This is a genomic window from Sinomonas humi (genome assembly GCF_000802235.1).
Taxonomy (GTDB): Bacteria; Actinomycetota; Actinomycetes; order Actinomycetales; family Micrococcaceae; genus Sinomonas; species Sinomonas humi.
In genome coordinates this window covers 1-19,892 of record NZ_JTDL01000140.1, presented here as the reverse complement: position 1 = coordinate 19,892, position 19,892 = coordinate 1, and the positions used below count along the sequence as shown (strand labels likewise).

Below are 19,892 nucleotides of genomic sequence, written 5' to 3'. Positions count from 1 at the left end.
CTGGGTCAGTTCCCTTCGTACCTGCTGAGGAAGTCCCCCATGCGGCCGATGGCCTCCTCGATGTCCGCGACTGCCGGAAGGGTGACCATTCGGAAGTGATCCGGCGCGTGCCAGTTGAACGCGCGTCCGTGCGAGAGGAGGATCTTCTGCTCTCGCAGTAGATCGAGGACGAACCGCTCGTCGTCCTGGATCGGGTAGACCTCGGGGTCGAGCCGGGGGAACAGGTAGAGGGCGCCCTTGGCCTGACGGGTCGAGACACCGGGGATCGCATTGAGCATCTCGTACGCCTTGTTGCGCTGCTCGAGCAGCCGCCCGCCCGGGAGAATGAGGTCATTGATGCTCTGGTAGCCGCCGAGGGCCGTCTGGATCGCATGCTGCGCTGGCACGTTGGCACAGAGGCGCATGTTCGCGAGCAGGTTGATGCCTTCGAGGTAGTCCGAGGCGCTCTTCTTGGGGCCCGAGATCGCCATCCAGCCCGCCCGGTAACCGCACACCCGGTACGCCTTCGACAGGCCGCTGAACGTCAGGCACAGCACTTCCTCGTCGGTGAACGCCGCCATGTTGGTGTGGGTGTTCCCGTCGTAGAGGATCTTCTCGTAGATCTCGTCCGCGAAGATGATCAGCCCGTGCTGCTCGGCCAACGCCGCAATCCGCCGCAGAGTCGAGTCGGAGTACACGGCACCCGTCGGGTTGTTCGGGTTGATCACCACGATGCCTTTGGTGCGGGGAGTGATCTTGGCCTCGAGGTCCTCGAGATCCGGCTCCCAGTCAGCCTCCTCGACGCACGAGTAATGCACCGCGCGGCCGCCTGCGAGGGAGACCGACGCCGTCCAGAGCGGGTAGTCCGGGCTCGGGACCAGGATCTCGTCCCCCTGCTCGAGCAGCGCCATGAGCGAGAGCGTAATGAGCTCGCTGACCCCGTTGCCGAGGTAGATGTCATCGACGCCGATGTTCTGGATCCCACGCGTCTGGTAGTACTGCGACACAGCGGTGCGAGCGGAGAAAATACCGCGCGAATCGCTGTACCCCTGCGCGTGCGGAAGGTGCCGGATCATGTCCACGAGGATCGCATCTGGCGCCTCGAAGCCAAACGGCGCCGGGTTGCCGATGTTCAGCTTGAGGATCTTGTGCCCCTCGGCCTCCATCTGCTGGGCAGCCTCCAAGATCGGTCCCCGGATGTCGTAGAGGACGTTGTGGAGCTTGGAAGACTGCTTGAACTCGGCCATTCCCTAAGAATGCCACAGGGTGTGAGCGTCTCTTTCGAGATTCTGCTCACACCCTGTGGCGTGGTTCCTTGCCCAAAAAGCGGCTACGACGCGAGCCCCTTGTCCTTGAGCCAGGCCTTCGCTGCATCGGCCGGGCTCTGCTTCTGGTTCCCGCTGACCGCCCGGTTCAGGTTGATCAGGTCGGTCGTCGTGAGCTTGGAGGAGACGTTGTTGAGCACCTTCTTCGCGGCGTCGGTCAGATTGGCCGTGTTCACAAGCGGCACAACCTGCTGCGCGATGAAGTTGTTCTTCGGGTCGGCGAGAACCACGAGGTCGTTGTCCGGGATCGACGGGGTCGTCGTGAAGATGTCGGCAACTTGGATGTCATTCGAAAGGAGGGCCTTGAGCGTGACCGGGCCGCCGCCGTCGTTGAACGGCTGGAACTGCTTGGGCACGCAGTTGTACTTGGACTTGAGCCCCGGCAGCCCGTAGGCGCGCTGCTCGAACGTCGCCGGGGCACCGATGACGAGGTCGCTGCAGACCTTGGACATGTCGGCAATGCTCTCGAGCGAGTACTTCGTCGCCGTGGCCTTCGTGACGACCATGGCGTCCTTGTCCTCGGCCTGGGCCGGATCGAGGACCCCGAGGCCCTTCGGCAGCTTGTTCGGGAGGGCCGAGGCGATGTCAGAGGCCGAAACCTGCGTCGCCTTCGGGTCCAAGTAGAGGAGCAGGTTCCCCGTGTAGTCGGGCACGATGTCGATCGAATCGTCCTGGACAGCCTTGTAGTAGACCTCGCGGGCGCCGATGTTGGGCTTGGTCGTCGCGGGGATCCCCGCCGCATTGAGGGCACCGGCGTAGAGTTCGGCGATGATCTGGCTCTCGGTGAAGTCCGCGGACCCCACGACGAGCGTCTTGGAGCCACCGGACGCCGCCGAACTCGACGCGCCGCCCGAGCTCAGCGGATTGGACGAGCCTCCGCACGCGCTGAGCGCGAGCGTCAGCCCAAGGCCCGCGGCCAGTGCGGCGACCGCCCCGCGTCGCGGGATGGAGGGCAGGTGACTGGTCATGGCATTCCTTCCTTTAGGGCCTCCGGAGCCGGAATCTTCCGCTTGGAGGCCGAGCGAGGACCGAGGCGCCGAAGAAGCACGCCAAGGATGAGATCGGCGACGACGGCGAGCACCGCCACGAGGACGGAACCGCCGAGCATCTGGGGGTAGTCGGAGAGGGCGAGGCCGTCGAAGATGTACCGGCCGAGCCCCCCGAGATTCGTGTAGGCGACGACGGTCGCCGTCGCGATGACCTGCAGGACCGCGGCCCGGATTCCGCCGAAGATCACGGGGGCGGCATTCGGGAGTTCGACACCGAACAGGATCTGCAATTCGCGCATCCCCTGCGCGCGCGCCGCATCGACGACCACTGGGGCGACGGCGGCGATTCCCGAGTAGGTTCCCGCAAGGATCGGCGGGACGGTGAGGATCACGAGCGCCCAGATGGGCGGCATGAGCCCGATGCCGGCGAGGAGCACGAAAAGGACGAGGAGCCCGAGGGTCGGCACCGCGCGCAACGCTCCAGCGAGGGCGACGACGACGACCCGCCCCCGGCCGGTGTGGCCCACGAAGGCCCCGATCGGCAGAGCAATCGCGCTCGCGATGACAACGGTCAGGAGGGTGTAGAAGACGTGCTCTCCGAGGCGCGTGGGGATGCTCGAGTATCCCGACCACTGGAGGGGATCGGCGAACCACGCCCACGTCTGCTCGAAGAGGTTCACGCCGCCGCCCTTCGGCCGGACGCTCCCCTGCCCGGCACCCCGCCCGAGGCGAACCGCGCCCACGGTGAGAGGAACCGGCCGAGCACCACGAGAAGGAGGTCCATAAGGAGCGCGAGGACGAGGATCGCAATGAGGCCGACGACGATCTCCGTCACGAAATCGCGCTGGAGCCCTTCGGTGAACAGGATGCCAAGGTTCGGCATCCCGACGAGGGCCGCGACGCTCACGAGCGAGATGTTGCTCACCGAGACGGCCCGGAGGCCCGCCACGAGGACGGGGAGCGAGAGCGGGAGGTCGACCTGGAAGTACCGCGTGACCGCGGTGTGTCCGAGTGCCTGCGCGGCAAGGCTCAGCCCACCGTCCACCGAGTCGAGGGAGTCCAATGCGGAGCGCATGAGGAGTGCGACCGCGTACACGGTCAGCGCCACGACGACATTCACAGGGTCCAGGATCCGGGTCCCGAGCACGACGGGCAGGATGATGAACAGCGCGAGCGAGGGCACCGTGTACAGCACCGAACTCAGGGTCAGGAGCCCTGTGCGCCATGCGCGGTTGTGCCGAACGAGCTGGGCCAGCGGGAGGCTGATGATCAGACCGAGCACGAGCGGCACGATCGCCAGGACCAGATGCTGCCCCGCCAGCGAGAGGATGCGACCGGCATTCGCGATGGCCCATTCCATCAGGTGCCACCCCCAGCCATCGTCTCCGCCCCAGCCCGCGCTGTTCCCTGGGACCCGGCCCGTTCCCGCTGCGCCTCGGCTCGCCGGCGATCCGCCTGGGCGATGACCGCTGTGGCGCCGACCGTGCCGAGGAACCGGCCGTCGTCGTCAATGACCACGCCGCGCCCCGAGGGCGAGGACAGCGCGGCATCGAGCGCGGTCCTCAGCGACGCCCCCGCCCGGTGCAGCGAGCCCCCGCTGACGAGCGTGCCCGGCTCCTTCGGCGACGCCCACCCGGCGGGTCTCCCGCCGTCGTCGACCACCACGGTCCACTCCGCAGGCCGCGCATTGGGCAGGGCCGACTTGGGCAGAGTCTCGGCGCCCTCGACGGCGAGCCCGGAGTCGTCGTAGAAGCCGAGGTGCCGAAAGCCACGGTCCCGGCCCACGAAGCCGGCCACGAAGTCGTCGGCGGGCGCGCGCAGGATCTCCTCAGGTCCCGCCACCTGCGCGAGGCGCCCGCCCACCCCGAAGACGGCGATCCGCTCGCCGAGCAGCACCGCCTCGTCAATATCGTGGGTGACGAACACGATCGTCTTGCCGAGCTCGCGCTGGAGCCGCAGAAGCTCCTGTTGCAGCTCGTGGCGAACCACCGGGTCGACGGCGCTGAACGGCTCGTCCATAAGGAGCACGGGAGGGTCGGCGGCGAGGGCCCGGGCGACACCGACGCGCTGCTGCTGGCCCCCGGATAGCTGCGCGGGGTAGCGGCTCGCGAGCGCCTGCGGGAGGCCGACGACGTCGAGCAGCTCGCGCGCGCGGGCCCGGGCGCTTCGCCGTGAGACCCCGTTGAGACGGGGCACAGTGGCGATGTTGTCGACGACCGTGCGGTGTGGCATGAGACCCGCGGCCTGCATGACGTAACCCATGGAACGACGCAGCTTGGCGGCCGGCAGCGTGGAGACATCCTGTCCGTCGACGATGATCGTCCCCGAACTCGGCTCCACCATGCGATTGACCATGCGGAGCGAGGTGGTCTTCCCACAGCCGGACGGGCCGACGAAGACGGTGATCTGGCCCCGAGGCACGGTCAGGCTGAGCCGGTCGACGGCTGTGGCTCCGCCGTAGACCTTGCTCACCTCGCGGAACTCGATCATGGCTTCGGTCATGCTGGTCCTCGCTTGAAGGCCTCTCATCTGCTTGGAGGCCTGTCCTGGGTGGATGGCTTGTACCGCTCTGGCTGAGGCGAGCCTACCAGCGTTCACGGGCGCGAGCGCCGCTGAAAATCCGTCGCCTCAGCCTCCCCGGGCGGCAAGCTCGATCGTCCCGAAGACGGGATCGCGGTCGAGCACCCGGACGTCCTCGATCCCCTGCTCTTCGAGCGCCGCGCGGAAGCCGGCCTGGAGCCTGCTCACGTTCATCCCGAGCCCGCTCCCCAGGATGACGGGCCCCTCGATGCCGAGCTGCCGCGCCACCTGGGCGGCCATCCGGGCGAGGTCGTGGGCCGCCTGGTCGAGCATGAAGCCCGCCCCGGCGTGGCCGGCGCCCGCCGCTTCGACCACGATCCGCGCGCGCTGCGCCCAGTAGCGGCGGCCGGTTGCGGGGTCGTGGAAGTGCGCGATGAGTTCCCCGGGCTCTGCGAGCCCGGCGCTGTCCAGGAGCGAGGCGGTGAGCTCGTCCGGCTCAAGGCCGAGGTTCATCCGGTGGAGGCTGTAGCGGACCGCCTCGCGGGCGAGCCAGTAGCCGCTGCCCTCGTCGCCGAGGAGATAGCCCCAACCGCCCGCGCGGGCTTCGTCGCCGTCGTCGTTGGTTCCCCACGCCGCGGAGCCGGTTCCCGCGATCACCGCGACCCCCGTACGCGCGTGCCCCGCAGCCAGCAGGAGCCTCGAATCGTGCACCACGGTGACGGTCGCGTTCGGCGTGTGGGGCCGGATGAGTGCAGCGAGCGCCTCAGCGTCGGCCTCCGTATCGATCCCGCCTGAACCGACGAAGACGCGCGCCGCGTCCGAGCCGTCAAGCTCCGAGAAGAGCGCGGCGAGGTTGGCCGCCGCTTCCTCGCGCGTGACATTCTGGACGTTCGCGCTCCCTGCCTCGCGGTCGTCCACGACCTCGCCGTCGACCACCTTGATGCCGCGCGTCTTCGTGCCGCCGATGTCGAGCCCGATCATGGTGCCCCTCGGGGCTGAGCCTGTGTTCACCCGCCTAGAGTACTGAGCATGGATCGAGAACTGCCCGAAGGGCTCTTCGGGGTGGGCGTCGTCGGCGCCCCCATGGCCGGCGGCCCGAGCCGCCCGGCGTTGGCCGAGGCCGTGAGCCGCGCGGGTGGGCTCGGCTTCCTCGCGGCCGGCTACAAGACGCCGGACGCCATGGCAAGGGAGGTGGACGAGCTGTTCGCGACGGGCCTCGCGTTCGGGGTCAATCTCTTCGTCCCGACGAGCGAGCCGGTAGACCGCGAGGCCATCCTCGCCTACCGTGAGCGGCTCCGGCCCCTCGCGGAGCGGCTCGGCGTCGAACTTCCGGAGCCGAGATGGACGGACGACGACGCGCACCCGGCGAAGCTCGCACGCCTCCTCGAGCGTGTGCCGCCGGTCGTCTCGCTCACGTTCGCCCTCCCGAGCGCCGGCGACGTCGCGAGTCTTCGGAGGGCGGGCGCATTCGTGATCCAGACCGTGACGGACCCCGGCGAGGCACGTGCCGCCGAGGAGCTCGGGGTGGACGCCGTCGTCGTCCAGCATCCCGCTGCGGGCGGGCACTTCGGGGCGTTCTCGCCTGGCCCTGCGTTTGCCGGGGAGCTTCCCGACCTCGTCTCTGCGGTGCGCGCCGCCGTCGGGATCCCGGTTCTTGCAGCGGGCGGTATCGGCACGCGTCAGGCCGCTCATGCCGTCCGTTCCGCCGGAGCGGCTGCCGTCCAGCTCGGAACGGCATTCCTGCGGACGCAAGAGGCGGGGACGAATCCGGTGCACAGAGCCGCGCTGGCGGACCCGGCCTTCCAACGAACGGCCCAGACACGGGCTTTCTCGGGCAAGACGGCCCGGGGGCTCGAGAACACGTTCATGCGGGACTTCGCCGACGCGCCGGCTGGCTACCCGACGCTGCATTACCTCACGGCTCCCTTGCGGGCGGCCGCTGTGGCCGCAGGCGATCCCGAGGGGACGAACCTGTGGGCTGGGACCGGCTGGAGGGAGGCCCGCGATGAGCCGGCGGCGGAGGTTGTAGCGCGCTTCGCCGAGTAATCCCTGGCGAGACGTGGCCACTCGTCGAAACGTGGCACGAGCGGCGAGATCCCCCGGACGAGGGGTCAGATCCCGAACGCGTCGAGCAAGGCATCCGGCTCCTCGCGCAGGATGTGCTCGCGGAACAGCCGCACTTGAAGGGGCTCGCCGACGATTCTCGGCCAGACGAGACCGATCTCGCGCACTGCATCGGCATCCTCGAGTTCGAGCTCAACCCATCCCAGATCGGGCGTGTGGACGGCAGAGTGCGTGGCACGCGAAGGGGGAACGAGCGCGACGCCGAGGCCGGCGCTGACGAGGCCGAGGAGCGTCCGCGAATCCTGGCCTTGAAAGGCGATGTCCGGGCGCGCGCCGGCCTCGCGAAAGAGCCTGTCCATGATGCTGCGCATTCCATAGCCGCGCTCAAGGACGACGAAAGGCTCCCGCGCGGCCTCTTGGAAGCGAACCCGTCCCCGCGATGCGAGGCGATGGCCTGCGGGCACCGCGAGGCGCAGGGGCTGCACGCAGAGCGTCTCGGAATCGAGCTGGCGGCCCGGGCGCGGCACGGGCGAGACGATCGAAAGATCCACCTCCCCCGCCGCGAGCACGTCGAGACACCGCTGCCGGGACCCTTGGACGAGCTCGAACCGCACGTCCGGGTGCGCTGTCCGGAACCCGCGGATGAGTGCGGGGACCGCGGCCTCGCCGAAGGTCATCTGGAAGCTCAGGCGCACGACGCCGCGCGCCTCCTGCCGCCGTTCGTGCAGGTCATCGAGCCCTGCCTGCAGCACCTCGAGCGCGCTCCGCACCGCGGGAAGTAGCTGCTCGGCGGCGGGGGTCAGGCGGATGCCGCGCCCCTCCTTTCGCACGAGTTCGGTGCCGACGACGGCGGCCGCCCGCGCCAGCGCTCGGCTCACCGTGGGCTGGGGGACCCCCAAGAGCTCGGCGGCGGCAGTCACATGGCGTGTCTGCCCGACCGCGTCGAGGACGGGGAGGAGCGGGAGCAGCCGGGCGAGCTCCCCGTGAAGCGGTAATTCATGCGAATCAGCCATATGTCCCAGATCATAATGTATTGGACGCATGAGAACGATCCTTCTACCGTGGAATAGTGCCGTCCTCCCCCTCGATCTCCCCCGTTTGGACTGGGCATGCCAAGGGAAGCCGCGGCTACCGCAGGCTCCTGGCTGCCCTCGCGTTCGCCGGTGTCGCGACGTTTGCACAGCTCTACTCGACCCAGGCCCTCCTTCCCAGGATCTCGGCCGAGCTCCACATCGACGCCGCTCAATCCGCGCTCACGGTTTCGCTCGCGACGCTGGGCCTCGCCGTGGCCGTCCTGCCGTGGTCGTTCGTCGCAGACCGCATCGGGCGTGTCCCCGCAATGACGGCAGGAGTCACGGCGGCAACCATCCTCGGCCTGCTCGCCCCTTTCTCGCCCACGGTGGGCCTCCTGCTCACGCTCCGCTGCCTCGAAGGAGCCGCGCTCGGCGCGGTTCCCGCCCTCGCTGTGGCGTATCTCAACGAGGAAGTCCAGCGAGCACATGCCGCCCTCGCCGCCGGGACCTACGTTGCCGGGACGACTGTTGGCGGCCTCCTGGGTCGGCTAGTCGCGGGCCCCCTCGCCGACGTGTGGGGCTGGCGGGCGGCGATCTTCGCCGTCGCCGTCCTTGGAGCCGTGGCGGCCGGAGCCTTCGTGGCCCTAGCGCCCCGGCAGCGCGGATTCGTCCCCCTGCGGAAACGGCATGATGCTGGTCCCCAGGGCGTGCGCGAAAGTGCGCGGCACGCCGTGCAGCTGCTCGGTCGCCAGCTCCGCAGCCGCCGCCTCCTCGCGCTCTACCTTCAGGCGTTCACGCTCATGGGCGGATTCGTGGCGGTCTACAACTACTTGGGGTACCGGCTCGAGGCGCAACCATTCGGACTCCCGGTGGCGATCACGAGCCTGTTGTTCCTCGCCTACCTCTCGGGCACGTTCTCGTCGGGGTATGCCGCCCGCCTCAGCCAGCGATTCGGGCGCCGCAGTGTCGTCGTGGCAAGCATGGCAGTGATGGCCGCGGGTGTCCTGCTGACAGCCGTCGACTGGCTCCCCGCAATCCTCGTGGGCCTCGTCGCGCTGACCGCCGGCTTCTTCGCCGCCCACGGCCTCGGCTCGGGCTGGACGGGCGCCTTGGCCAGCACCGGCAAAGCCCAGGCCGCGTCGCTCTACAACCTCTTCTACTACGCCGGGTCCAGCCTCCTCGGCTGGCTCGGGGGTTTCGTCTTCCAAGACCTCGGCTGGGGTTGCCTCGCCCTTGGGATCGCCGTCCTCGCACTCGCAACCGGCGCGGTCGCCGCCGTCGTCCATCCCGCGGAGGAGGGCGCTCCGGCCGGCCGCTAGGATGGGGTGGCTGCCGTCAGCCGCCCAAGGAGGGAGCCCCGTGGCCATGGCCGAACCGCTCGACGATGTCGACCGCCGGATCCTCGCGGCTCTCGTCGAGGACGCTCGGATGACCAACAAGCAGCTCGCCGAACTCGTGGGCATCGCGCCGTCGACAGCGCTCATGCGCACACGTGCGCTGTCCGAGCGGGGCATCATCACGGGCTACGAGGCGAAGGTGAACCTCAGCGCCGTCGGCCGCAGCGTCCAGGCCCTCATCTCGGTGAGCCTGCGCGCCCACGATCGCGACCAGATCGATTCCTTCACGTCGAGGGTGCCAGGACTTCCGGGTGTGCTCGCGACCTTCCACACGTCCGGCGCTGTCGACTACCTCCTCCACATCGCCGTCGGCAGCACGGAAGAACTACGCGACTGGGTGCTCGACAACCTCACCACCGACCCCGTTGTCGGCCACACTGAGACGACCCTCGTCTTCGAGCAGATCCCCGGCCGCGGGCCGCTTCCGGACTGATCAGCTCGGGCCAACCCGGCTACCACGCGGCCGCCAGCAGATTACGGCGAGGATCCCGGCGGCTGCCGCACAGGCAGATGTGAATATGTCGGAGGCGGTCGATACGCCCACTGCTGCCGCCAATGCGCCGAGTCCGACCACCGGTACCGCGCTCCCGAGGTACGTCACGACGTAGAGCGCGCTCACCGCCTGCGCGTGCCGATCCGGCGCGACTGCCGCGGCCAGTTCTTCGAAGAGCGCACGAAACGCGATGCCTTGCCCCACTCCGGCGGCCACGATCGCCAGGACGAGAACGACGGCGACAGCCGCGTGGGCGGCAAGCCCGGCGGCCAGCGTGCCCGCCCCCAAGAGGAGAAGGCCCAGCGGCGCCGCAGGGATCGAGGTCCGTGAGGAAGAACGACGACGGCCCGCGAGCTGGACGGCAGCCGACGCCGCGAGCGCGAGGCCCGCGACCGCCCCCACAGCTGGGAGGGAGGTGAGGTGGAGCGCGGCGGAGAAGTAGCCCGGAGCGAGCGAGAGGCAGTAACCGAAGACCGCGAAGCTCAGGAATCCCACAGCGGCCGCCCTCCAGAACAGTCCCCTCGCAGTCCCAAGACCGAGCGAGAGACCACGTGGGGCGAGGAGACGCGAGCGGCGCACCTCTCCCGGTGGCCGCATTGCCGGCCGGGCCCGGACGAGGACGAGCGGGGCGAGCAAGAGCACGAGGACAGACCCACAGGCGAGAAACGGCAGCGCCGTCGGCTGGCTCCCCACCGCGAGGAGACCGCCCAGAACCGGGCCAAGCGCAACTCCTCCGGAGCTCGAAAGGAGCGTGGCCCGAGCCGCCCATTGCGGACGCCCGGGAAGCAGCTCTCGGAGTGAGGCAGCACTCGCCCCGGTCGCCAGCGCAACTGCGGCTCCATGGAGCGCTCGGCCAACACAGAGCATGAGCAGGGACCCTGCGGACGCGAATACGGCCAGCCCTGCGATGCCCAGAAGGACGGCGAGGGTCAGAGCGGCCCGTCTCCCGATGTGATCCGACCAGTGTCCAGCGAGGAGCAGGACGGCCATGAGGCTCACGACGTAGCTTGCGAACGCGACCGAGATGCCGAGTGCGTTCAGCCCGAGGCGTGCCGCGAGGAGCGGGTAGAGCGGGGTGGCGAGGTTGGCCCCGATGAGCAGCACGAACAGCGTGCCCCCGCTGAGCGCCAGACGGGCGCTGCGGGACGCGTCCCAGCCGCGATCGGTCCTGGCTGGGGCAGACTCGAGCGGACGCATGCGGAGCTCAGCGAAGAGGGACATGATGCAAGTGTCAGAGATTATTGACTCTCGCGATCAATCCTTCGAAGCTCAATTGAGCGTTATGCTCAGAAGAGTTCATGGATCTACACAACGGAGTGATCATTGAGCACGCTCGACGCCCTCGACACCAAGCTCCTCCTGGCCCTCATCGAGGACCCGAGAGCACAGATCGCCGATCTGGCCGAACGCCTCGGCGTAGCCCGCAACACTGTCCAGTCCCGCTTCCGTCGCCTCCAGCGCGCTGAGATCCTGCGCGGGGGTGGCAGGGAAGTCGATCTCGAAGCCCTCGGTTACGACGTCGTGGCTTTCATGACACTCGAGGTCGTGCACCGCGAGCTCGACGCGGTCATTGCGGGGCTGAGACGCATCCCCTCGATCCTCGAAGCACACGAGATTTCGGGCCGGGGTGACATCTGGTGCCGCCTTGCCGCGACTGACACCCACGGCCTCCAGTCGGCTCTCCGCAGCGTCCTGCGCATTCGCGGAGTCATCCGCTCCGAGACCGTCTTGGCACTGCACACTCATATCGGCTATCGGGCCGACCAGCTGCTCCGCCGTTCGCTCGATGCTGTCGGAGGGGCCCGGTCGGAAGGCGAACCGAAGGCACCCGAGGAGGGTCAGTGATCCGCGCGATGGTGTGCCAGCCACCCACGCCATAATGTGCCAGTGACGATTATCGACAACGCCGTCTACGTCGGGGGCCAACGGGCGGCGCACCCCGAAAGCCTCGAGCAGACGTTCGAGACGCTCGAGGCCCTGGGCGGCAGCATGGCCTGGATCGGCCTCTACCGTCCCACCCCCGACGAAATGGCCCAGGTCGCACACGAGTTCCGCCTTCATGACCTTGCCGTGGAGGACGCAGTGCACGCCCACCAGCGCCCGAAGGCGGAGCGGTACGGCGAGATCCTCTTCACCGTGCTCCGGCCGGCCCGCTACGACGACGCGACCGAGACCGTCGAGTTCGGTGAACTGCACATCTTCACCGGTCCCAATTTCGTGGTCACGGTTCGCCATGCCGAGACCGCGGGCGTCGGGGAAGTCAGGAAGCGTCTCGAGGCCGAGCCCGACCTTCTCGCGTGCGGACCCCAGGCCGTCCTGTACGCCCTGCTGGATCGGGTGGTGGACGACTATTCGCCCGTGGTCGGAGGCCTCGAGAACGATATCGACGAGATCGAGGACGAGCTCTTCCAAGGCAGCTCGGCCGTCTCGCGGCGCATCTACGAACTCACCCGCGAGGTCATCCAGTTCCAGCGCGCCATCCACCCGCTGCGCCACCTCATCGAAGGACTCGAGCGGGGATTCGAGAAGTATCACGTAGACCTCGAGCTCCAACGCAATCTCCGTGACGTGCGCGACCACGTAGAGCAGGTGATCTCGCGCGCCGATGCGTTCAGGGACATCCTCCAGAACGCCCTTGTCCTCGACGGGACGCTCACTGCGAGCCGCCAGAACGAGACGGCTCTCGCGCAGAACGAGCAGGTCAAAAGGATCTCCTCGTGGGCGGCGATCTTCTTCGCGCCCGCGCTCGTGACGGGCATCTACGGGATGAATTTCAAGAACATGCCAGAGCTCGACTGGCAGTACGGCTACCCGTACGGGCTCGGTCTCATGGTGGTCGCCGGGTTCGTACTGTGGCTCATCTTCAAGTGGCGTAAGTGGCTCTAAATGGCGTAAGCGCGCTGTGTGCCGTGCTTAGACTGGCCCTGCGGCGCGCCTGAGGGCGCGCTCCGTCCGACGACGACCCGTCAGGAGGAGGAGCATGACCGAGCCTCAGAAGTCCACAGTGACGATCACCGGTGCCGCGGGCCAGATCGGGTACGCACTCCTGTTCCGGATCGCGAGCGGCGCGATGCTCGGTCCCACGACTCGGGTGAGACTCCGCCTGCTTGAGATCCCCGCTGCCGTCCACGCCGCAGAGGGCACGGCTCTCGAGCTCGATGACTGCGCGTTCCCCCTCCTGGACAGCATCGACGTCACCGACCGCGCGGAGGAGGCGTTCGACGGCGCAGACGTTGCCCTCCTTGTCGGCGCACGGCCCCGCGCGGCTGGCATGGAGAGAGCCGATCTGCTTGCCGCGAATGGCAGCATCTTCGGTCCGCAGGGGCGTGCTATCAATGACCACGCGGCTGACGACATCCGCGTCCTCGTCGTCGGGAACCCCGCCAACACCAACGCGCTCATCGCGGCAGCGCACGCCCCCGACGTGCCTGCCGAGCGCTTCACCGCAATGACTCGGCTCGACCACAACCGGGGCCTCGCCCAGCTTGCCGCGAAGCTCGGGTGCCGTACCTCCGAGATCGACGGCCTGACGATCTGGGGAAACCACTCGGCCACCCAGTACCCCGACATCACTCATGCGACCGCTGGCGGCCAGCCCATCGCCTCGCTCGTCGAACAAGAGTGGGTTGAGCAGGAGTTCATTCCGAGAGTGGCTCGGCGTGGAACGGAGATCATTGAGGCGCGCGGCGCCTCCTCAGCAGCAAGCGCCGCGAGCGCAGCGATCGACCAGGTGCATGACTGGGTGCTGGGCGGCGATGCTTCCTGGACCTCGGCCGGCGTCGTTTCGGATGGCTCCTACGGGGTACCCAAGGGACTCGTCAGCTCATTCCCGGTCCGTTCGATTGAAGGGGGTTGGGAGATCGTTCCGGGGCTCGAAGTCCCGGAGTTCTCCAAGGTGCGCATCGAAGCGTCGGTAAAGGAGCTCGAGCAGGAACGGGAGTCCGTGCGAACGCTGGGTCTCATCGGGTAGGAAACCAACGGCCTCGGGGCCGCAGAGGGCAGAATTCGCAAGTGATCAGGGGAAGTGGAGGAACTGGGATGGATCGACTCAAGATCAGTCAGGGCGAGCTCACACGGCGAGGGCTCCTTGGCCTCGGAATCGGGGCCTTGGGGGGAGGTGCGCTCGCTGCGTGCTCGAGTTCCCCGTCCCTCCCGGCCCCCTCGGGTTCGGGGTCCTCGGGTGGAGCTTCTGGTTCCGTCATAGACCTCGCTGCCTACGACGCCGTCCTCGCAAAGGGAGCGGTCGCTGATGCCTCGCTCGTGGACGCGAACTCGTGGGCCAAAGCCATCAAGGCGCGCGGTGTGATCAACCGCGGAGGCACGGACACGTCGTCGCTCTTCTCTCTCCGCGATCCCGCGACGGGAAAGGTGGCCGGATTCGATGCCGGCATCTCCCAGCTCCTGGCGAAGTACATCACCGGCCAGCCCAAGGAAAACCTGAGCCAGGTAACCGTTGACACTCGTGAGACGCTCCTTCAGAACAACTCCGTGGACCTCGTCGTCGCAACGTATTCGATCACCCCGGCCAGGCAGCAGAAGGTCGACTTCGCCGGGCCGTACTACGTCTCGCAGTCGGCGATCCTCGTCAAGTCGACCACGAACGACATCAACTCGGTCGACGACCTCGCAGGCAAGAATGTGGCCACCCAGTCGGCGAGCACCGGCGTCGCCCTCCTCCAGAAGTACGCCCCGAAGGCGAACGTCCAGACGTTCGACGACAACCCGAAATGCCTCGCGGCGGTCCAGCAAGGACGTGTCGATGCCTATGTGATCGACCAGTCGATCCTGCTCTCCGACGCAGCCAAGAACAACGACGTGAAGCTCGTCGGGCAGCCCTTCGGCAACGCCGACCCCTACGGCATCGGCCTCCACAAGGGCAGCGACGCACTTGCGTTCGTCAACGCGTGGCTCAAGGTCATGGAGGCCGACGGCTCGTGGGCGGCTCTGTGGAAGGCAACCGTCGGGCAGGTCGTCAAGACGGAGCCACCCACTCCCCCCGCCATCACCGCCTGAGGCCACGGGAACGCGATGCAGGAGCTGTTCACCACCTACCTGCCCGAGCTGCTCGCAGGCCTATGGATGACGGCGCGGCTCACCGCCGTGAGTTTCATCGGCTCGCTTGTGCTCGGGACGATCGCAGCGGCCTTCCGAATCAGCCCGATCGTCCCGCTGCGGGCCGTCGGACGCCTCTACGTCGAGCTGTTCGTCAACATCCCCTTGATCAGCCTGCTCGTGGTCGTGACGTTCGGCCTGCCGGACATCGGGATCACGTTCGACCTCTTCACATGTGCCGCACTGTCGATGGCTCTGCTCGGCGGAGCCTTCACATGCGAAGCGATCCGCACGGGCGTGAACGCCGTCTCGGTGGGCCAGATTGAAGCAGCGCGGTCCATCGGGCTCGATTTCTTCGGGGTGCTCCGCCATGTCCTGTTCCCGCAGGCCTACCGGAGCGTGGTGCAGCCGCTCGTGAACGTCTTCATCGGCATTCTCCTGAGTTCCTCGCTTGCCGGCGTGATCGGCGTGAAGGACCTCACCCTGCAGGTCTCGGAGATCAACAACCAAGCCGCCCTCGGCCTGACCGCCTACATGGTCGCCGCGTTCGCATATGTGATCATCTCCCTCCTCGCCGGAGGGTTCGGAGCCTGGCTCGAGAAGCGATGGAGGGTGCAACGATGAGCTCCCAAGAGCATGTCTTCGACGCAGTGGGTCCCCGAGGCCGGCGTGTGATCCGGCTCGTGACGGCTGCGAGCATCATCGTGATCGCCGCCGTCGTCGTCCTCATAGTCCAGCGCTTCGGTGCCGCGGGGCAGCTCGCGGGCGATCGATGGGCCGAGTTCACACAGTGGCCTTACATCCAGTTCCTTCTGGCGGGGCTCGGCAACACGGCAATCGCTGCGGCGATATCTGCCGTGATCGCCATCCCCACCGCGCTTCTCATGGCGATCGGACGCACCTCCCGCCGGGCGTGGATCCGTTGGCCGGCCACGATCTACATCGAGTTCTTTCGGTCGGTCCCGCTCCTGCTCGTCGTGTACATCTTTGTGAGTGGGCTCCCGACGTACGGGATCAACCCTGACATCTTCTGGAAGCTCGTCATCCCAATCTCGCTGTGCAGCTCTGGGGTGATGGCGGAGATCTTCCGCGCCGGCATCCTCGCCCTGCCAGCGGGCCAGGTCGAGGCCGCGCTGAGCATCGGTCTGCGCCATTCCCAGGCAACGCGCTTCATCGTCCTGCCGCAAGCCGTGCGAATTGTCGTGCCATCGATGGTGGCCCAGCTCGTTGTGCTGCTCAAGGACACGACGCTCGGCTACGCCGTGAGTTATCCCGAGCTCATGAAGACCGCGAACAACCTCACGGCCTACACGAACCACCTCATCCAGACGTATCTCGTCATCGCGGCGGTCTACGTGGTGACCAACGTCCTCATCTCCCACCTCGCCCGCTACCTCGAACGGCGCATCTCCCGCCGCACGGTGCGGACGGGCCGGGCATCGCGGGCGGGAGTACCTGCAGGCATCGGCTAACGGGACTTTCCGCCCTTCCGGCCGGGGCACGCACGCTCCTAGCATGGGCGCTATTGAACCTCTCGGCGCAGGAGGGCCGAATTATGGCCAGCTATCAGCCCCAATATCCCACTCAGGCCAACGTCCCGCTCGAGCTCCCTTACTACGGAGCACCGCCTATCGAGGCGATCAAGCGCTTCTGGAAGAAGTACTCGGTATTCTGGGGCCGGGCGAGCCGGAGCGAATACTGGTGGTGGGCGCTCGCCTCCGCGATCGTCTCGGGCATCATCAACGCCGCCGGTTCGACCGGGAACGGCAGCACCGGGACGTCCAGCGCCCTTGGCGGTCTGTGGTTCCTCGCGACTGTCGTTCCCTCGCTCGCGGTAGGCGCTCGCCGACTGCACGACGCGAACCTCAGTGCCTGGCTCCTCCTGCTCGCACTCATCCCCGTGCTCGGCTGGATCGCGCTCTTCGTGTTCATGATCATGCCCCCTAATCCCGCGGGGCAGCGCTTCGACCGCCCGAGCCAGGCCTACCCGCAGCCGCCGTATCCTCAGCAGCCGTATCCGCCGCAGGCCTAAGGGACCAGGGTTCGGGACGATCAGTCCGAGACGATCAGTCCGGGGACGATCAGTCCGGAGACGACCGGGCAACCTGCGGACAGGCACACAAAAACGCCCCCGGCCTTGGTGCCGAGGGCGTTCAAAAAAACGTGGAGCCTAGGGGATTTGAACCCCTGACCTCTTCGATGCGAACGAAGCGCTCTACCAACTGAGCTAAGACCCCGCGGTACTTGGTGCGGGTTCAACCTTACTGGGCGGAGACGTTCAAGACAAATTCGTTAGGCCCCTCGACGCCCCTCGAGCCACTGCGCGAAAGTGGTGGTCCCGTAGGCCGTCCCCGGGGCGAGATTGCGGCCCTCAGAGAAGTAAGGGACGGGCACCGGAAGGTCCAGGATGCGTGCCGTCGAGCCCACGGCTGCCTTCCATTCCTCCGCGAAATCCCGCACGAGCTTGGTCTCCGGCCCGCTCACTGTGCGCCGCAGGTGATCCGGCGATGATTCCTCGACGGCGGCGTCCACGAGCGCCCGCGCCACGTCCGCCGTGTCGATCGGCTGCATCTGGGCCCCGGGCAAGGACGGCACAACATGGAGACGGCTCCCGTATGCGAAGACCTCCGCCAACAGCGAGTGGAACTGCGCGGCGCGCACGACGACGGTAGGCAGCTTCGCGCCGTCGTACGCCTGCTCCTTGGCGACCTTTGAGCGGTAGTAGCCGAAGGACACCTGGTCGCATTGAGCGATCGAGAGCATGACCGCGCGCTGGAGGCCAGAGCCGTAGGCTGCGGCGAGCAGGCGACGTCCTGCTTCGGGGAAGGCGCGCTGCGCGGCCCTTCCGCGGACCTCCAGAGCGTCCACAACGGCCACGGCGCCATCGAGCGCGGCGGCGAGCCCCTCGCCGGTCGCAGCGTCCGCGAGCACGTAATCGACGCCCTCGACAGCAGCGGCCTTCGGAGGGAAGTGGCGGCTGAACGAGCGGACCTCATAACCGCGCGAAAGGGCTTCACGGACGACGGCGGAGCCAGCGTGGCCAGTGCCGCCCGCGACAGCGAGGAGCGTCATAGAAGCGAGACTATCGGCCGGCCGCCATAGCCGCATTCCCCTGCCGCAGGTCAGGCGCGACGGCGCTGGAGCACGGCGTCCAAGTTGCCGAGCGCCCCACGCCCCGCCGGTCGGGCGGAAGGCACGGTAGGAACGCCGGGCACGTCTTCAGTTTCCGGCTTCGGCTTGAGCGTGACCTTGCCCTCAGGCTTTGGCTGCTCCGGCCGCTCGAAGGGTTCAGGCGCCTCTCGATCGGCCTTTGCAGACTCCATGTAGGCAGGCTTCGGGACCTCGACCGGCTCCCAAGGATCTGCATCCGCCACGCCTTCACGGCTCGCGGCCTCCGCGGCGGACTTCTGCGCCGCGCGCGCCACTTCGAGAGCGGCGGCACGGAGTTGGTCTCGGTTCAACGGAGCGGGCGCCGGTTCGGCAACTGGCTGATGGTCGAACACCTCCGTGGCCTCGCGGCGGGGCGCCTCGGGCACCTGCAGTGAAGAAGCGGGAGCGGTCGTCATAGCGGAGCGGAAGGCCGCGTCGAGGCGACGGCGCCTGTCCCCTACTGCAAGCCGACGCAGAGTGGCAACCGAAACCACGAGGACAGCCAAGCCCCCGAGCGGAACAGCACCGCTTGCTATCTGGAATGCCGAGAGGACACCCCCGATCACGGCCACGACGAGGCCAAGAAGACCAAGGCCGGCCAGAGCGCAGCGTCCCCAGCGGATTCGCAGCCTGCTGGGGGCTGGGGTCTGGTCGGTCACGTGCTTCCCCTCCTCCGGGGATCGACGGGCGGGCATGGCATTGGCTTGGGCTGGCTTAGCGGTGGCAGTCCCTGTCCGCTGTGACCCAGCTACCGACGACGGCGCAAGGGCCGCTTCGTCGTCGTCCTGATTGGCCGCGGCCATCAGAAGGCCGGTCTCTCCGGCAGGCCGGAGACGGCGCAATAGGTAAGGCGCACCCCACAGCAGCCACAGGACAACGGCGGCGCCGAGCACCGTCGAGCTGCTGAGAGTGAAGTCCATGACAAAACCGTAGGAGGCGAGCTGATCGGGCCGCCGGATTCCGCCCGGTGTGTCGTCATACTGCAGTAAGACGCGCCGATTTCAGGCTCGCGATGCAAGCCAGCGGGCGGTGAGGCCTTCGGGCACTTCCTCCGCGGTGAGCGCAAACGACTCGTGGTCCGCCCACTGCCCCGCGATGTGCAGATAGCGCGGCCGGAGGCCCTCATACCGGAACCCGAGCTTCTCTACGACTCGAAGGCTCGGCCCGTTCTCCGGCCTGATGTTGATCTCCATCCTGTGGAGCCCAAGGGAAAAGAAGCAGTGGTCGGTCGCAAGCGCTACTGCCGTAGGAGCGATGCCGCGCCCGGCGTGTTCGTGGTCGACCCAGTAGCCGAGCGTGGCCATGAGCGCGGAGCCCCAGATTATCGAGGAAACGGTCAGCTGCCCGACGATCGGTGGACGGCTGCTGTGGGGATCCGCAAGCGTTATGACGAACGGCAGCGCCGATGCTTCGCGCGCCTGCTGATTGAGCGAACGCACCATCTGGCGGAAGGTGGGCAAGCTGCCCCCGGGCTGCGGATTGGAAGCCTCCCAGGGTGCAAGCCACTCGGCATTCCGCGCCCTGAGCGCCATCCACTCGGCGCGGTCCGAAAGGCGTATCGGACGCAGCCCGATATCGCCAGATCCGAGCGAGACCGGCCAGGTGCCCGGCCCCCACATCGTCGTCAGGCGCCTGCGGCCGAAGGCACGTCGGCGCCCTCGGACACAAAGTCACGCAGCCAAGACCGCAGGTCCTCGCCGAACTCCTCGCGCCCGCAGGCGAGGGTGACGACGGCCTTGAGGTAGCTGAGCTTGTCCCCCGTGTCATACCGGCGCCCCCGGAACACAACCCCGTACACGCCCCCGCCCTCGCCCTCACGACGGGCCAGGGTCTGCAGCGCATCCGTGAGCTGGATCTCCCCGCCACGGCCCGGCTCCGTCTCCTCCAGCACCCCGAACACCGCCGGATGC

21 protein-coding genes, 1 tRNA gene and 1 pseudogene are annotated in these 19,892 nt (G+C 67.8%); 10 read left to right on the top strand and 13 right to left on the bottom strand.

Annotated features, from left to right (window positions below):
• Nucleotides 1-5: 5 nt before the first annotated feature.
• The 6 genes from LK10_RS14885 to LK10_RS14860 all read right to left on the bottom strand — a co-directional run bounded on the left by LK10_RS14885 (nucleotide 6) and on the right by LK10_RS14860 (nucleotide 5,794).
• Nucleotides 6-1,226 (bottom strand): pyridoxal phosphate-dependent aminotransferase, encoded by a 1,221-nt coding sequence (locus tag LK10_RS14885; RefSeq protein WP_043125272.1) that lies wholly within the window; start codon nucleotides 1,224-1,226, stop codon nucleotides 6-8.
• A gap of 83 nt (nucleotides 1,227-1,309) precedes the next feature.
• Nucleotides 1,310-2,272 carry an ABC transporter substrate-binding protein gene (locus LK10_RS14880; RefSeq protein WP_043125269.1) on the bottom strand — a complete coding sequence of 321 codons (963 nt, stop codon included), beginning with the start codon at nucleotides 2,270-2,272 and terminating at the stop codon, nucleotides 1,310-1,312.
• Complete coding sequence (locus LK10_RS21980) at nucleotides 2,269-2,973, bottom strand: ABC transporter permease (protein WP_043125268.1); 705 nt, start codon at nucleotides 2,971-2,973, stop codon at nucleotides 2,269-2,271. Before LK10_RS21980 ends, LK10_RS14880 begins: the two co-directional genes overlap by 4 nt.
• Nucleotides 2,970-3,653: an ABC transporter permease gene (locus tag LK10_RS21975; protein ID WP_052207411.1), complete on the bottom strand. Its 684-nt coding sequence runs from the start codon at nucleotides 3,651-3,653 to the stop codon at nucleotides 2,970-2,972. The genes LK10_RS21980 and LK10_RS21975 overlap by 4 nt, the downstream gene beginning before the upstream one ends.
• Nucleotides 3,653-4,795 carry an ABC transporter ATP-binding protein gene (locus LK10_RS14865; protein WP_052207410.1) on the bottom strand — a complete coding sequence of 381 codons (1,143 nt, stop codon included), beginning with the start codon at nucleotides 4,793-4,795 and terminating at the stop codon, nucleotides 3,653-3,655. The genes LK10_RS21975 and LK10_RS14865 overlap by 1 nt, the downstream gene beginning before the upstream one ends.
• Before the next feature lie 126 nt (nucleotides 4,796-4,921).
• The gene (locus LK10_RS14860) at nucleotides 4,922-5,794 is read right to left on the bottom strand and encodes an N-acetylglucosamine kinase (protein WP_081998577.1); all 873 of its coding nucleotides are present in this window, start codon (nucleotides 5,792-5,794) and stop codon (nucleotides 4,922-4,924) included.
• Between the two features lie 48 nt (nucleotides 5,795-5,842).
• On the opposite strand from LK10_RS14860, the gene LK10_RS14855 reads away from it, so the two are divergent.
• Nucleotides 5,843-6,859, top strand: coding sequence for a nitronate monooxygenase (locus LK10_RS14855; RefSeq protein WP_043125514.1), 1,017 nt, complete (start codon nucleotides 5,843-5,845; stop codon nucleotides 6,857-6,859).
• A 65-nt stretch (nucleotides 6,860-6,924) separates the two neighbouring features.
• Here the strand turns inward: LK10_RS14855 and LK10_RS14850 are convergent, their stop codons facing one another.
• On the bottom strand, nucleotides 6,925-7,890 hold the full coding sequence (locus LK10_RS14850) for a LysR substrate-binding domain-containing protein (RefSeq protein WP_043125265.1): 966 nt from the start codon (nucleotides 7,888-7,890) through the stop codon (nucleotides 6,925-6,927).
• A 56-nt stretch (nucleotides 7,891-7,946) separates the two neighbouring features.
• On the opposite strand from LK10_RS14850, the gene LK10_RS14845 reads away from it, so the two are divergent.
• Together LK10_RS14845 and LK10_RS14840 are read left to right on the top strand one after the other, a co-directional pair.
• Nucleotides 7,947-9,209, top strand: a complete 1,263-nt coding sequence (locus LK10_RS14845) for an MFS transporter (RefSeq protein ID WP_043125262.1) — start codon at nucleotides 7,947-7,949, stop codon at nucleotides 9,207-9,209.
• Between the two features lie 46 nt (nucleotides 9,210-9,255).
• Entirely contained in the window at nucleotides 9,256-9,720 is a 465-nt protein-coding gene (locus LK10_RS14840) for an Lrp/AsnC family transcriptional regulator (protein ID WP_052207441.1), read from the top strand.
• On the opposite strand, the gene LK10_RS14835 is transcribed toward LK10_RS14840, so the two are convergent.
• The gene (locus LK10_RS14835) at nucleotides 9,721-11,001 is read right to left on the bottom strand and encodes an MFS transporter (RefSeq protein WP_043125257.1); all 1,281 of its coding nucleotides are present in this window, start codon (nucleotides 10,999-11,001) and stop codon (nucleotides 9,721-9,723) included.
• Nucleotides 11,002-11,103: 102 nt separating this feature from the next.
• Here LK10_RS14835 and LK10_RS14830 point away from each other — a divergent pair, with 102 nt between their 5' ends.
• The 7 genes from LK10_RS14830 (at nucleotide 11,104) to LK10_RS14800 (ending at nucleotide 16,864) form a co-directional block, all read left to right on the top strand.
• Nucleotides 11,104-11,625 (top strand): Lrp/AsnC family transcriptional regulator, encoded by a 522-nt coding sequence (locus LK10_RS14830; protein ID WP_052207409.1) that lies wholly within the window; start codon nucleotides 11,104-11,106, stop codon nucleotides 11,623-11,625.
• Between the two features lie 42 nt (nucleotides 11,626-11,667).
• Nucleotides 11,668-12,666, top strand: coding sequence for a magnesium/cobalt transporter CorA (corA, locus tag LK10_RS14825; protein ID WP_043125255.1), 999 nt, complete (start codon nucleotides 11,668-11,670; stop codon nucleotides 12,664-12,666).
• Between the two features lie 94 nt (nucleotides 12,667-12,760).
• Nucleotides 12,761-13,750, top strand: a complete 990-nt coding sequence (locus LK10_RS14820; protein WP_043125253.1) for a malate dehydrogenase — start codon at nucleotides 12,761-12,763, stop codon at nucleotides 13,748-13,750.
• Nucleotides 13,751-13,818: 68 nt separating this feature from the next.
• Nucleotides 13,819-14,793: a glutamate ABC transporter substrate-binding protein gene (locus LK10_RS14815; RefSeq protein WP_043125251.1), complete on the top strand. Its 975-nt coding sequence runs from the start codon at nucleotides 13,819-13,821 to the stop codon at nucleotides 14,791-14,793.
• A 15-nt stretch (nucleotides 14,794-14,808) separates the two neighbouring features.
• Nucleotides 14,809-15,456 carry an amino acid ABC transporter permease gene (locus LK10_RS14810; RefSeq protein ID WP_043125249.1) on the top strand — a complete coding sequence of 216 codons (648 nt, stop codon included), beginning with the start codon at nucleotides 14,809-14,811 and terminating at the stop codon, nucleotides 15,454-15,456.
• A complete protein-coding gene (locus LK10_RS14805) occupies nucleotides 15,453-16,304 on the top strand; it encodes an amino acid ABC transporter permease (RefSeq protein ID WP_052207408.1) in 852 nt (283 codons plus the stop codon). The genes LK10_RS14810 and LK10_RS14805 overlap by 4 nt, the downstream gene beginning before the upstream one ends.
• Nucleotides 16,305-16,387: 83 nt before the next feature.
• The gene (locus LK10_RS14800; protein WP_052207407.1) at nucleotides 16,388-16,864 is read left to right on the top strand and encodes a DUF805 domain-containing protein; all 477 of its coding nucleotides are present in this window, start codon (nucleotides 16,388-16,390) and stop codon (nucleotides 16,862-16,864) included.
• Nucleotides 16,865-16,996: 132 nt separating this feature from the next.
• Here the strand turns inward: LK10_RS14800 and LK10_RS14795 are convergent.
• From LK10_RS14795 to LK10_RS22350, 5 genes and pseudogenes are all read right to left on the bottom strand, one after another.
• A tRNA-Ala gene (locus LK10_RS14795) sits at nucleotides 16,997-17,069 on the bottom strand.
• 55 nt (nucleotides 17,070-17,124) lie between these two features.
• A complete protein-coding gene (locus LK10_RS14790; RefSeq protein ID WP_043125247.1) occupies nucleotides 17,125-17,904 on the bottom strand; it encodes an SDR family oxidoreductase in 780 nt (259 codons plus the stop codon).
• 50 nt (nucleotides 17,905-17,954) lie between these two features.
• A complete protein-coding gene (locus LK10_RS14785; RefSeq protein ID WP_043125245.1) occupies nucleotides 17,955-18,902 on the bottom strand; it encodes a hypothetical protein in 948 nt (315 codons plus the stop codon).
• Between the two features lie 81 nt (nucleotides 18,903-18,983).
• Nucleotides 18,984-19,601, bottom strand: coding sequence for a GNAT family N-acetyltransferase (locus LK10_RS14780; protein WP_043125241.1), 618 nt, complete (start codon nucleotides 19,599-19,601; stop codon nucleotides 18,984-18,986).
• A gap of 5 nt (nucleotides 19,602-19,606) precedes the next feature.
• A pseudogene (locus LK10_RS22350) lies at nucleotides 19,607-19,892 on the bottom strand (UTP--glucose-1-phosphate uridylyltransferase); the annotation flags it as partial.